The sequence below is a fragment of the Deinococcus sp. AB2017081 genome (assembly GCF_034440735.1).
In the GTDB taxonomy this organism is placed as follows: Bacteria; Deinococcota; Deinococci; order Deinococcales; family Deinococcaceae; genus Deinococcus; species Deinococcus rufus.
Genome location: NZ_CP140098.1, coordinates 3,267,501 through 3,279,818 on the forward strand (window position 1 = coordinate 3,267,501; position 12,318 = coordinate 3,279,818).

Sequence of the window (12,318 nt, forward strand, 5' to 3'; positions counted from 1 at the left end):
CGCCGCCGCCATGGCCGCCAGCGCGTTCGCCACGTTGAAGCGCCCGATCATGGGCAGGGTGGCGTCGAAGTCGCCCAGCGGCGACGTGACCCGGAAATGCAGGCCGGTCGCCCGTTCCCCGATACCGTGGGCCTGCCAGTCGGCGGGCTGCCCCTCGGCGCTGTAGGCGATCTCGGTGGAGGCCACGCCGCGCAGGCGGGTGATCCACGGATCATCGGCGTTCAGGATCGCCAGGGGGCTGCGCTCGATCAGCTGGCGCTTGGCCGCGAAGTAGTGCTCCACGCTGCCGTGGAAGTCCAGGTGCTCGCTGCTCAGGTGCGTCCACACCGCCATGTCCCACGCCACGCCGCGCACGCGGTCGAGGCTCAGGGCGTGTGAACTGGCCTCCAGCACCGCCGCGCCCGCCCCGGCAGCGACCATGTCGCGCAGGGTGGCCTGCACCTGCGGGGCCTCGGGCGTCGTGAAGTGGGCCGGGAAGTGGCGCAGCACACCGTCAGGCAGCTCGTAGCCGACCGTGCTCAGCAGGCCCGTGGACACGCCCGCCGCCCGCAGCAGATGCCGGGCCAGCCAGCTGGTGGTGGTCTTGCCGTCGGTGCCGGTCACGCCCACGACCGTCAGGGCACGGCTGGGATGCCCGGACAGCGCGGCGGCGGCGTCGGCCAGGGCGGCGCGGGCCGAAGGCACCGTGAGGTACGGCAGCGGGGACGCCTGATCCGGCGTCAGGCCCTCGCCCAGCACGGCGACCGCGCCCGCCGCCGCGACCTGTGGCAGGAAGGTATGGCCGTCGAAGCGGGCCCCACGGATCGCCACGAACACGTCGCCGGGCTGCACCCACGCCGCGTTGTGCGTGACGTTGCCCACCGGGATGTCCGGCAGGTCGGTGACGGGCAGCTTCAGGGCGGCGGCAAGCTCCGGCAGACGCATGGGCGGAGGCTAGCAGAGTCGCGCCGGAGCGTGACCGGCCCCCCTCCGGCGCTCACGGCAGGCGGCGGTCCAGGCGGGAGACCAGCCACCCGGCGGGCTGGGCCAGCGCCACCAGCACCCGCATGGGGCCGTGCACGGCCCGCAGCTGCTCGGTTCGGCCCACCCCCAGGGTGTAGGAGTAGCGGCTGTAGGCCAGGGCGCTGCGGACGAACTCCAGGGGCGCGGGCCGCCACCATTCGCGCAGTTCGGTGAGCACCATGACGTGGTACGGCAGTCGGCCCCGCATGGCGCCCCGCGACAGGGCAGTCAGCTGATCCGGGCGACGCTCGGCGACGTGGTACGACCGCAGCGCCTCGTTCACGAAGCGGGTGCGGTACCGCCGGGCGATCCGGAACCACACGACGCTCTCGCTGACGAAGCGGGCGTCGGGATCGACCGGGAACGGAAAGGCCCGCAGCACGTCGGTGCGGTGAAAGCCCCAGCGCTCCCAGCGGTCGCGGTACCGGAAGTGCATCTCCAGGGAGTCCGAATCCATGACGGCCCGGCGGTAGGGCCGGCCGTGCAGCTTCCCGCGTTCGTCCAGGCACAGACCCGTGACCCCCGTGAACTGCGACCGCTCTGCTTCGGGGATGGCATGCCAGTGGTGTAGCAGGCGCTCCAGGGCGGTGGGCACACAGGTATCGTCGGAATCCAGGTTCAGGAACAGCTCGCCGCGTGCGACCTGCACGCCCCGGTTCAGGGCGGCAGGTTTTCCGGCGTTGGGCTGGTACAGATACCGCACCGGGAACGCGGCGCGCGCGGCCCATCCCTCGACCAGCTCGCGGGTGCCGTCGGTGCTGCCGTCGTCCACGACCACCCATTCGAAGGCGCGCAGGGTCTGCCGGGTCAGGCTGTCGTACACGCGGGGCAGCGTGTGGGCGCGGTTGAAGGTGGCCGTGAAGACCGTGAAGATGGGCGGCCCGGCGGGGGCCTCCGGTCTGGCGTGGCCGGACTGCACCGGCCGGTGTGGAACGGAACCGGTCACAGCGGCCTCAGCTGGACGCGGCTCCGGAGAAGGCCAGCGTGACCGTCGCACCGGGCCGCGCTGCCCCCAGGCTGTCGAGCAGAACGCCGATGAACAGGATCGCGCCGGTCATCTCCAGGCCCTCCTCCAGGGTGCTGGCGGCCAGCAGGGCGGGCGCGGCCTCCCCGAGCCGCGTGTCGAGCAGCCCGCCGAGCATCTCGAGCCCCGCTGCCCCGAGCACGTACACGGCCGCGGCGGCCAGCAGGCGGGTCAGGATCCGGGGCGGCAGCGACCGCAGGAAGGGCAGCAGCGCTGCGAGCAGCCCTGCCCCCAGAACCGCATATGGCACGACCCAGGCGTAGTGCAGCACGCCGTCCACCCGCAACAGGTGTCGGAGGGGCGCCGTGAGCAGTTCGTGCAGGTGCAGGTATTCATCGGCGGTCAGGTAGGCGAACACCCACGCCAGCGTGCGCCACCCACGGGCCTCGATCCCCCTGCGCGGCCGGACAGTGCGGGCGAGCAGGCCCAGCAGCAGGGCACACGCCAGCAACAGCGCGGCACTGTACAGGGAGGGCAGGTTGCCCTCCAGTCCGGCGTTGGTGGCCCGCATGACGCTGGCGTAGACCTCGGACTCCGGATGGGCACGCGACAGCAGTTGCCCGACCACCGAACACAGCAGCAGCACAGCCGCGACGAGCAGCAGCGCCCACCTCACCGGCCCCGCCCGCACCGTCATGGAAAGACCGCTCTGAACGGGTTCCGGAGCAGCATCGGTCGAGATGGGCTGTGTCGATCCTGCACTCGTCATCTGTCCGTCTCCTGTCCCCGAGCGCCGGCAGGGCTCCGGTCAACCAGCCGCATCACACCGGGAACGCCCGCTGGCACGCACAGCATAGCTCTCATCTGACCGCTCGTAAATCTCACGTTGTCGTGTCACCGCTGCGTGATCAGCCACCTGGACAGCTGCAGTCAGGGTGGCCCGTGCAGGCACGGGGCCTGTCTCCGCGTCCTGGGCTCAGCGCAGCAGCGGCAACCCGAAGCCGTGGCCCTGCACCCGCGCACAGACCCACTCGAAGGCCTGCGGATCCGCAACGAAGTCCAGCCGATCCCCGCTGACCCGGATCACCGGGCAGGCGTCGAAGCCCGAGATCCAGGCGTCGTACAGGGCGTTCAGGCCGCCCAGGTACGCCTCGGGAATGTCCTGCTCGTAGGCGCGGCCCCGCATGGCGATCCGCGACTTCAGGGTGGGCAACGAGGCGTCGATGTGGATCAGCAGATCCGGCACGCGCAGGGCCGGCAGGATGCCCGAGTACAGGCCCCAGTACGTCTCCCAGTCCCGCGGCTCCATGTTCCCGCCCTGGTACAGGTTGCGGGCGAAGATGTTCGCGTCCTCGAAGACCGTGCGGTCCTGAATGACGTACCGCGCCCCGGTCACCAAGTTCAGGTGCTGCTCCAGCCGCCGCGACAGGAAATACACCTGCGAATGAAAGGAATACCGGTGCATGTCGCCGTAGAAGTCCTCCAGGTACGGATTGTCGGCGTACGGCTCGTACACGGGACGCAGGCCGTAGCGGTCGGCAAGCATGCGCGTCAGGGTGCTCTTGCCGCTGCCGATGTTGCCCGAGACCGCGAGGTACATCAGCAGAACCGCTGATGGCAGATGGCGGATGGCGGACGGCGGAGCCCAGGCATCAGTCGGCGGCCTGGCCGGCGGTCAGGGTCTGGTGGACACGGTCGAGGATGAGCTGCTCGTCCTCGGGACGGCCCACGAAGTCCAGATCGCCGGCGTGGATGGTCAGCAGCGGGTGGGGGTACGTGCGGAAGTATTCGTCGTAGCGGCGCGTGAGTTCGGCCAAGTACGCCGCCTGCATATCGCGCTCGAAGGGGCGGCCGCGTTTGCCGACACGCCGCAGCAGTTCGTCTGGATCGGCCCGCAGGTACACGACCAGATCCGGAGTCGGCAGCCGGGGCGACAGGTGCGCGTAGAGATCCTCGTACAGCGCGAACTCGGCATCCTTGAGGTTCATGGCCGCGAAGATGAAGTCCTTGTCGAACAGGTAGTCGCTGACGACGTTCCCGGCAAACAGACCCGGCTGGGCCAGCGCCGAGAGCTGCTTGAAGCGCGACAGCAGGAAGAACACCTGTACCTGAAAGGCGTAGGTGTCCGGCTGCTCGTAGAACCGCGCCAGGAACGGATTCTCCTCGACGATCTCCAGATTCAGCTCGGCGGAATAACGGGCGCTGAGACGGCCCGCGAGGCTCGTTTTTCCCACCCCGATAGGGCCTTCGACCACGATGTACATGACGGGCCGGAGTGTAGCGCGTCCGGGCGGACGTGAACGAGAGATGAAGGGCTTGACGGCGCGGCGACGGCGCCTCCAGAACGCGCCAGGCCAGAGCAGCGGCGTGGCTGGCTCTGGCCCGGGCGGCAGGTTCAGGTCTGCGGGGGTTCGTCCCCGTCCGGTGGATGCGGCGGCCCGGAGCCGGTGGGCTTCAGGCGGCCCGCGTGCCGCGCGGCCTGCGTCAGCACGAACTCGATCTGGGCGTTCACGCTGCGCAGGTCGTCGGCCGCCCAGCGTTCCAGCGCCGCGTACAGCTCGGGACTGATCCGCAGGGGGAAATTCTTGCGGGGAGCCATCGGGGTCTCAGTACAGGCTGCCGGCGTTCACGATGGGCTGCGTGCCGCGCTCGCTGGTCAGGACGACGAGCAGGTTGCTGACCATCTGCGCCTTGCGTTCCTCGTCGAGCTGCACGATGTTCTGATCCGACAGCTCGCGCAAGGCCATCTCGACCATGCCGACCGCGCCCTGCACGATCTGGCTGCGCGCCGCGATGATCGCGCTGGCCTGCTGGCGCTGGAGCATCGCCCCGGCGATTTCCGGCGAGTACGCCAGATGCGACAGCCGCGCTTCCAGCACCTCCACGCCCGCGTGCTGGAGCCGCACGCCGAGCTCGCGGCGCAGGGCCTCGCTGACCTCGTCGGCGTTGCCGCGCAGGCTCATGCCGCCCTCCTGGTACTCGTCGTACGGGTACTGGCTGGCGAGGTGGCGCAGGGCCGTCTCGGCCTGAATGGCGACGAAGCCGGTGTAGTCCTCGACATCGAACACGGCGCGGGCGGTGTCCACGACGCGCCACACGATCACGGCCGCGATCTCGATGGGGTTGCCCGAGGCGTCGTTCACCTTGAGGCGTTCACTGTTGAAGTTCCGGATCCGCAGGCTGACGGTCTTGCGGACGGTGAGCGGGTTCGTCCAGTACACGCCGTTGCGCCGCTCAGTGCCCACGTAGCGCCCGAACAGAGTGAGCACCTTGCTCTGGTTGGGCTGCACGATGTAGAAGCCGATCACGACGAAGATCACGGCCAGCAGCAGCACCCCGCTGAGGAGCACCTGCACCTGCACGAAGGCCCACACGGTCAGCACGCACAGCGCCAGCCACGCGAGGAAGATCGGCACGCCCGGCAGCCCGAAGGCGGCACGTTCGCTGCTGGCCACGCCGCTACGGGTCGAGATGCCGCCCTGGGGGCCGGTGGAGGGGGGAACCTGATCGAGTCCACTCATACGTCACTCTCCTGTCGAAGCGATACCTATCAGAATGATATCACTCTGATGGCAATACGGACAGAGGGGGCATGGAGTTCCCGGTCGCGTGCGGGTGGCAGATGTGCCACAGGGAGCGATCTGCCGGGAGAGCGAGCCCGTCATACGGGATTGAGTTGATTGCCGAGCATGGCAGCGTCGTGAGCCGGAGACCCCTCTCCCCAGCCCTCTGCTTCGCAGCTCTGCGAGCCTCCCCTGGGGAGAGGGCGGGAGGAGCGCCGAGGGCGGAAGGGTGAGGGGTCTTGAATGCCGCGAACTCAACTGAGTCCGGCATTACCCGGTATGGAGAGAGCCAACACCAACGTGAAGGGAGCCAGAATCATGTGTCCCTGGCTCCCCCTCTGCTATCTGCGCTCTGCCCTCAGCGCTGTGCTCCCTACTGCAACGTGCGCTTGAGCAGCGTGACCTTCACGTCCACACTCTTCTTGTTGCGCCACATGCGCAGCGTCACGGTCTGCCCCGGCCGCTTGGCCGCGACCAAGCGGGTCACGTCGAAGGCGTTCTGCACCCGCACACCGTCCACCGCCACGATCACGTCGCCCAGCGGGGCGACCAGCTGGTCGTTGTTGTTGCGGATAGAGCCGCGCACGCCCGCACGGGCCGCCGCACCGCCCGCCGCGACATCCAGCACCAGCGCGCCCTCGGAACTCGTGAGACCGGCGAGCTGGCGCAGGGCCGGTTCCAGGGCGTCCAGATCGCGCAGGCTCGCCCCCAGGGTGCCGCGCTGGGGCACACCGATCTTCTCCAGGTCGTCCAGACTCTGGCTGACCAGATCGCCGGGAATGGCAATCCCGAGGAGTCCCGGAACGAACAGGTTGGCCCCAGCGGTCGCGTCGGCGACCCCGACCACATTGCCGCGCGAGTCGAGCACCGGGCCGCCGCTGTTCCCCTGCTGGATGGTCGCGGTGGTCATCAGGTAACGCCCGATCTCCTGACCCAGGTTGTCGTTGCGCGGCACGTCCTGCGCACTGGCGAGCACCGAGAACACGCCGGTCGCGACAAAGTTCTGGAACCGCAGCGGCGTGCCGATGGTCATCAGCTTCTGGCCCGGGATGAGGCGGGCACTCTGCCCGAAAGCCAGCGTCCGGGGGGCCGTGACGCCGACCACGCGCAGGATCGCGATGTCGATGCCGGGATCGACCCCCTCGATCTTGGCCGGCACCTTGCGGCCGTTGAAGAGCGTGACCGTCAAGGACTCGGCATCCTTGATGACGTGATAGTTCGTCACGATCAGGTCTTTCTTGTAGAAGAAGCCGCTGCCCGTGTCGATCGGATCGTCACCGGTCTGGAGGACGTCCTTCCGGATGCGGTTGTCGATGCGGACGACCGCCTGCACCGCACTCTGCGAGACCTCGACGGTATTGATCTCATCCGGGGTCACCAGGGCACGCTGGGCACTCACACGGCCCGTGACATATGCGCCCGCGCCCACGCCGACGACCAGCAGGGCGGCTCCCAGGGCGCGGCGGGGGTTCATTCGCCGCCTTTGGATCCTGAGCCGCCGGTGCTGGACGCGCCTGCACCGCCCTCGCCGCCGGACTTGCGGGAATCGTTGGCGTAAAAACCGCTGCCCTTGAACGCGATGCCGGGTCGCGCCAGCACGCGCTTGATGGGCACACCGGTCTGGGGGTGCGTGGTGTAGGCCTCGTCGCGCATGCTCTGCACGAGTTCGTAGATTTCGCCGCTGTCGAGGTTCTTGTACAGGTACGTGGGCATGGTGTAATCCTTGTGGACAGTGCGTCCGGGACGCGTCCGGCGCACATCCTAGCAAGGGACGGCAGGGACAACAGTACGCCGTGGCCGGTGGACAAGGGAGTGTGAACCCCACCCCCAGGTGTACTCACGTGAGTACATCAGGGATGCTATGCTGGCGGTGAACCGTTGGTGTCCGGTTCACACAAACAGGGCAGCGCAAGGCCCCGGTGCTCTCCGGGGATACGAGGTGGAGGTCAGCGAATATTCTGCGGATGCCTCCAGGTGCACGCGTCCGCGCCTACCCGTCCTTCTGCGGAAGGAGAAGCCCGGCGATAACCCCCACGGCAACGTGGAGATAAGGCCGGGCAGGACGTCCCCAAATCCACCGACACCCCCGTGACGTGCTCCACGGACGGCGCGGCCAGCCCCGGAGGCCGGTCTGCCCTGCCGTGTGGCGGCGCGGGCTGGAGTACACATGTGCGGAATCGTCGGATACATCGGCAGCAGGCAGGCACAGGACGTCCTGATCTCGGGACTCGCGAAGCTGGAGTACCGGGGCTATGACTCGGCCGGGGTCGCGGTGCGCGACGCCGGACAGATCACGGTCATGAAGAAGGCCGGCAAGCTCGCCAACCTGAGCGGTGAGCTGGACAGCCGGCCGCTGGCGGGCACGCTGGGCATCGGGCACACGCGCTGGGCCACGCACGGCCTGCCGAACGACACCAACGCCCACCCGCACGCCACCGAGGACGGGCGCATCGTCATCATTCACAACGGCATCATCGAGAACTACCTGAAGCTCAAGGAGGAGCTGCAGTCGCGCGGCCACACCTTCAAGTCCGAGACCGACAGCGAGGTGCTGGCCCACCTGATCGAGGAGGCCTACGCCGGCGATCTGGAGCAGGCGGTGCGCGAGGCCCTGGCGCAGGTGCGCGGCGCGTACGGGATCGTGGTCACGCACGTGGATCACCGCGAGATCGTGGCGGCCCGCACGGTCAGCCCGCTGGTCATGGGCGTGGGCGAGGGCGAGATGTTCCTGGCATCGGACGTGCCCGCGCTGCTGGCCTACACCCGCAACATGGTGTTCCTGCACGACGGCGACATGGTCGTGCTGCACGACGACGGCTTCCGCGTGACCGACCTGGCCGGGAACCCGCAGCAGCGCACCATCGAGCGCATCGAGTGGGACGCCGAGGCGGCCGAGAAGGGCGGGTATGACACCTACATGCTCAAGGAGATCTACGAGCAGCCCCAGGCGCTGACCAACACCCTGATCGGCCGCCTCCACGACGACACCGGCGAGGTGAACCTCGACATCAACCTTGATCCGAGTTCCTTCAAGCGGATCTCGATCATCGCGTGCGGCACCGCGTTCTATGCCGGGCTGGTCGGGGAATATCTGATCGAGCAGCTCGCCCGCATCCCGGTCGAGGTCGACGTGGCGAGCGAGTACCGCTACCGCGATCCGCTGGTCAGCGAGCACACCCTGGCGATCGTGGTCAGCCAGTCCGGCGAGACCATCGACACCCTGGAGGCGCTGCGCGAGGCCAAGAAGTTCGGCGCGAAGACCCTGGGGGTCATCAACGCCAAGGGCAGCTCCATGACGCGCGAGCTGGACGACACGCTGTACATCCACGCCGGCCCGGAAATTGGCGTGGCGAGCACCAAGGCGTACACCAGCATGGTCAGCGCCTTCGTCATGCTGGCGCTGTGGCTGGGCCGCGCCCGGGGCACCCTGAGCCCGGAGCAGGGCACGGAACTCCTGCACGCCGCCCGCGAACTGCCCCGTCTGGTCGAGGAGGCCCTCGCGCCCGAGCGCGTGCAGCGCATCAAGGAGGTCGCGGAGAAGTACGCGCACGCCCGCGACTACCTGTTCCTGGGACGCGGCGTGAACAGCCCGACCGCCTACGAGGGCGCGCTGAAGCTCAAGGAGATCTCGTACATCCACGCCGAGGCCTACGCGGCCGGCGAGATGAAGCACGGCCCGATCGCACTGATCGACGCGAACCTGCCGGTCGCCGTGATCGCCACCGAGAGCCGCCTGCTGGAGAAGACCATCAGCAACGTGCAGGAGGTGCGGGCCCGCGCCGGCAAGGTCATCCTGTTCCTCAGCGACGGCGACACCGAGAACGCCCGCCACGGCGACGACGTGATCTACCTGCCACACGCCCACGAGATGGTCTCCCCTGTCGTGAACGCGGTCGCCATGCAGCTGCTGGCATACTTCACCGCCACGGCGCTGGGCAAGGACGTGGACAAGCCCAGGAACCTTGCCAAGAGTGTCACGGTGGAGTAACCCCGGCACGACCCATGGAAGGGCACCCGTCACGATCTCGTGCGGGTGCCCTTCCTGCTTACGGCCCGGCTCAGCGCTGGCTGGTGTAGGCGACGACCCCACGGTCGAACGCCCCGATCAGCATGACGATGCCCAGCACCGTGCCGATCGGGAAGACCAGCAGGCTCAGGACGCCGATCACGATGCTCGACACGCGGCCCCAGCTGCGGCCATCCAGCACCGCCCGGCGCGTGTAGTACAGCCACAGGATCAGCACGGCAGTCAGGGCGAACGAGATCCACAGCGTCAGCTGGATCTGCTGTGGCGTGAGCTGGATCGGCGGCAGCCCGGAGGCGGTGTTCAGCTCCGCCAGCATGGTGTTCAACGTGTTGCCCGAGAACGGCAGGGTCAGCAGGGAAATCGCATTGTAGAACACCCCCACCAGCAGCGGCACGGTCAGGAACGCCAGCCGGGGCGGGCGCGTCTGGGGTTCGGCAGGAGGGCGGGGGGAGGACTTGTCTTCAGGCCAGCTCACACCCACACATTAGCGGACGCGCCGACGTTCGCCACAGGACGTGAATCAAATCCGCAGGGTGATCGCACAGTCACAGGGGAAATGGAGTCGGTGACGCGGCGCGCGTATCCCTCGCCGCGGACTCCTCCGCATCAAACCGAAAAAACCCGCCACGAGGGCGGGTCTTTCCGTTCAGGATCGCTTACTTCTTCATCAGCTGCTGGGCGATGTTGTTCGGCACCTGGCTGTAGTGGTCGAAGAACATGCTGTAGCTGGCGCGGCCCTGCGTCATGGAGCGCATGTCGGTCGCGTAGCCGAACATCTCGGAGAGGGGCACGAAGGCCTTCACGATCTGCGCGTTGCCACGGGCTTCCATGCCCTGGATCTGACCACGGCGGCTGTTCAGGTCACCGATGATGTCGCCCATGAAGTCGTCGGGCACCGTGACCTCGACGCGCATGATGGGTTCGAGCAGCGCAGGAGCGCCCTTCTGGACGGCTTCCTTGAGGGCCATGGAGCCGGCGATCTTGAAGGCCATTTCCGAGGAGTCCACTTCGTGGTAGCTGCCGTCGTAGATGGTGACCTTCATGTCCACGACCGGGAAGCCCAGCATGGGGCCGCTCTGCATCGCTTCCTCGATGCCCTTCTGGGCCGGACCGACGTATTCACGGGGCACGGTGCCGCCGACGATGGCGTTCTCGAAGACGAAGCCCGCGCCGGGTTCCAGCGGCTCGGCCTTGATCTTGACGTGACCGAACTGGCCACGGCCACCGGACTGGCGCACGAACTTGCCTTCCACGTCCACCGCGCGGGTGATCGTCTCACGGAACGCCACCTGGGGCGCACCGACGTTCGCGTCGACCTTGTACTCGCGCTTCAGACGATCCACCAGGATTTCCAGGTGGAGTTCGCCCATGCCGGCGATGGTGGTCTGGCCGCTTTCCTGGTCGGTCTCGACGCGGAAGGTGGGGTCTTCCTCGGCGAGCTTCTGCAGGCCCACGCCCATCTTTTCCTGGTCGGCCTTGGTCTTGGGCTCGATGGCGAGCTTGATGACGGGCTCGGGCACGTCGATGCTTTCCAGCAGCACCTTGTCGTCACCGTCGCCGATCAGCGTGTTGCCGGTACCGGCATCCTTGAGGCCGATGACTGCGCCCAGTTCCCCGGCACGCAGTTCGGTGACTTCCTCGCGGCTGTTGGCGTGCATCTTCAGCAGACGGCCCACGCGCTCGCGCTTTTCCTTGGTCGCGTTGTACACGTAGCTGCCCGACTGCAGGGTGCCCGAGTAGATGCGCACGAAGGTCAGGCGGCCCACGTAGGGGTCGGCCATGATCTTGAACGCCAGCGCGGCCAGCTTGCCCTCGGGGTCAGCGGGGAAGTCGCGGGTGTCCTCGCTGTCCTCGATCTTGCCCTTGATCGCCGGCACTTCCAGCGGGCTGGGCAGGTAGTCGATGACGGCGTCGAGCAGCAGCTGCACACCCTTGTTCTTCAGGGCGCTGCCACACAGCACCGGGAAGATGCGCTTCTCGATGGTGCCCTTGCGGATCGCAGTGATCAGTTCCTCGACCGAGGGCTCCTCGCCTTCGAGGAACTTCATCATGACGTCCTCGTCGACCTCGGCGGCGGCCTCGATCAGCTGGGCGCGCATCTCGGCGACCTTGTCCGCGTACTGCGCGGGAATCTCGCCGACCTCGATATCGGTACCCAGGTCGTTGGTGTACGTGTGGGCCTGCATACGCACGATGTCGATGATGCCCTTGAAGTCGTTCTCCTGGCCCATGGGGTACTGGATCGGAGCCGGGATCGCGCCGAGGCGCTCCTTGATGTCGTTCAGCACGAGTTCGAAGCTCGCGCCGGTCTTGTCCATCTTGTTCGAGAACGCGATGCGGGGCACGCCGTAGCGGTCGGCCTGACGCCACACGGTCTCGGACTGCGGCTCGACGCCCTGGCTGGAGTCGAACACGGCGACCGCGCCGTCGAGCACGCGCATGGAACGCTCGACCTCGATCGTGAAGTCCACGTGGCCGGGCGTGTCGATGATGTTCACGGTGTACTCTTCACCGCTGCCGGAGTGCTTCCACTTGGCGGTGGTGGCGGCGGCGGTGATCGTGATGCCGCGCTCGCGCTCCTGCTCCATCCAGTCCATGGTGGCGGCGCCGTCGTGCACTTCACCGATGTTGTGGGTGCGGCCGGTGTAGTACAGGATGCGCTCGGTGGTGGTGGTCTTGCCGGCGTCGATGTGCGCGGCAATCCCGATATTGCGGAAGTGGGTCAGATAGCTCTGGGCTTTGGTGGTCATAGGACTCCCTGA

General features: G+C 67.7%; 12 protein-coding genes (1 of these 12 cut by a window edge). 1 reads left to right on the forward strand and 11 read right to left on the reverse strand.

The window, feature by feature from the left end:
- From U2P90_RS15985 to U2P90_RS16025, 9 genes are all read right to left on the reverse strand, one after another.
- Positions 1-924, reverse strand: partial view of a UDP-N-acetylmuramoyl-L-alanyl-D-glutamate--2,6-diaminopimelate ligase gene (locus U2P90_RS15985; RefSeq protein WP_322472896.1) — the 5' portion only. Its footprint begins 543 nt before the window's first position; only the first 924 of its 1,467 coding nucleotides appear in the window; it begins with the start codon at positions 922-924; its stop codon lies beyond the left edge, outside the window.
- 52 nt (positions 925-976) lie between these two features.
- Positions 977-1,948, reverse strand: a complete 972-nt coding sequence (locus U2P90_RS15990; protein WP_322472897.1) for a glycosyltransferase family A protein — start codon at positions 1,946-1,948, stop codon at positions 977-979.
- A gap of 7 nt (positions 1,949-1,955) precedes the next feature.
- Positions 1,956-2,735, reverse strand: coding sequence for a hypothetical protein (locus U2P90_RS15995; protein ID WP_322472898.1), 780 nt, complete (start codon positions 2,733-2,735; stop codon positions 1,956-1,958).
- A 207-nt stretch (positions 2,736-2,942) separates the two neighbouring features.
- Complete coding sequence (locus tag U2P90_RS16000; protein WP_322472899.1) at positions 2,943-3,566, reverse strand: deoxynucleoside kinase; 624 nt, start codon at positions 3,564-3,566, stop codon at positions 2,943-2,945.
- 52 nt (positions 3,567-3,618) lie between these two features.
- Positions 3,619-4,230: a deoxynucleoside kinase gene (locus tag U2P90_RS16005; RefSeq protein ID WP_322472900.1), complete on the reverse strand. Its 612-nt coding sequence runs from the start codon at positions 4,228-4,230 to the stop codon at positions 3,619-3,621.
- Between the two features lie 131 nt (positions 4,231-4,361).
- Positions 4,362-4,565, reverse strand: a complete 204-nt coding sequence (locus U2P90_RS16010; protein ID WP_322472901.1) for a hypothetical protein — start codon at positions 4,563-4,565, stop codon at positions 4,362-4,364.
- Between the two features lie 7 nt (positions 4,566-4,572).
- Positions 4,573-5,487: an SPFH domain-containing protein gene (locus U2P90_RS16015; protein WP_322472902.1), complete on the reverse strand. Its 915-nt coding sequence runs from the start codon at positions 5,485-5,487 to the stop codon at positions 4,573-4,575.
- A gap of 415 nt (positions 5,488-5,902) precedes the next feature.
- On the reverse strand, positions 5,903-7,003 hold the full coding sequence (locus U2P90_RS16020) for a S1C family serine protease (protein ID WP_322472903.1): 1,101 nt from the start codon (positions 7,001-7,003) through the stop codon (positions 5,903-5,905).
- Positions 7,000-7,242 carry an FmdB family zinc ribbon protein gene (locus U2P90_RS16025; RefSeq protein ID WP_322472904.1) on the reverse strand — a complete coding sequence of 81 codons (243 nt, stop codon included), beginning with the start codon at positions 7,240-7,242 and terminating at the stop codon, positions 7,000-7,002. The genes U2P90_RS16020 and U2P90_RS16025 overlap by 4 nt, the downstream gene beginning before the upstream one ends.
- A 454-nt stretch (positions 7,243-7,696) precedes the next feature.
- On the opposite strand from U2P90_RS16025, the gene glmS reads away from it, so the two are divergent.
- A complete protein-coding gene (gene glmS, locus U2P90_RS16030; RefSeq protein WP_322472905.1) occupies positions 7,697-9,517 on the forward strand; it encodes a glutamine--fructose-6-phosphate transaminase (isomerizing) in 1,821 nt (606 codons plus the stop codon).
- A gap of 70 nt (positions 9,518-9,587) precedes the next feature.
- Here glmS and U2P90_RS16035 read toward each other — a convergent pair whose 3' ends face one another.
- Positions 9,588-10,031 carry a hypothetical protein gene (locus U2P90_RS16035; protein WP_322472906.1) on the reverse strand — a complete coding sequence of 148 codons (444 nt, stop codon included), beginning with the start codon at positions 10,029-10,031 and terminating at the stop codon, positions 9,588-9,590.
- A gap of 181 nt (positions 10,032-10,212) precedes the next feature.
- Entirely contained in the window at positions 10,213-12,306 is a 2,094-nt protein-coding gene (gene fusA, locus U2P90_RS16040) for an elongation factor G (RefSeq protein WP_322472907.1), read from the reverse strand.
- Positions 12,307-12,318 lie beyond the last annotated feature (12 nt).

Coding starts and splice junctions, on each gene's coding strand:
- U2P90_RS16010 (WP_322472901.1), bottom strand. CDS start 4,565: ATGGCTCCCCGCAAGAATTTCCCCCTGCGGATCAGTCCCGAGCTGTAC.
- U2P90_RS16005 (WP_322472900.1), bottom strand. CDS start 4,230: ATGTACATCGTGGTCGAAGGCCCTATCGGGGTGGGAAAAACGAGCCTC.
- U2P90_RS16020 (WP_322472903.1), bottom strand. CDS start 7,003: ATGAACCCCCGCCGCGCCCTGGGAGCCGCCCTGCTGGTCGTCGGCGTG.
- U2P90_RS16015 (WP_322472902.1), bottom strand. CDS start 5,487: ATGAGTGGACTCGATCAGGTTCCCCCCTCCACCGGCCCCCAGGGCGGC.
- U2P90_RS16000 (WP_322472899.1), bottom strand. CDS start 3,566: ATGTACCTCGCGGTCTCGGGCAACATCGGCAGCGGCAAGAGCACCCTG.
- U2P90_RS16025 (WP_322472904.1), bottom strand. CDS start 7,242: ATGCCCACGTACCTGTACAAGAACCTCGACAGCGGCGAAATCTACGAA.
- U2P90_RS15995 (WP_322472898.1), bottom strand. CDS start 2,735: ATGACGAGTGCAGGATCGACACAGCCCATCTCGACCGATGCTGCTCCG.
- fusA (WP_322472907.1), bottom strand. CDS start 12,306: ATGACCACCAAAGCCCAGAGCTATCTGACCCACTTCCGCAATATCGGG.
- glmS (WP_322472905.1), top strand. CDS start 7,697: ATGTGCGGAATCGTCGGATACATCGGCAGCAGGCAGGCACAGGACGTC.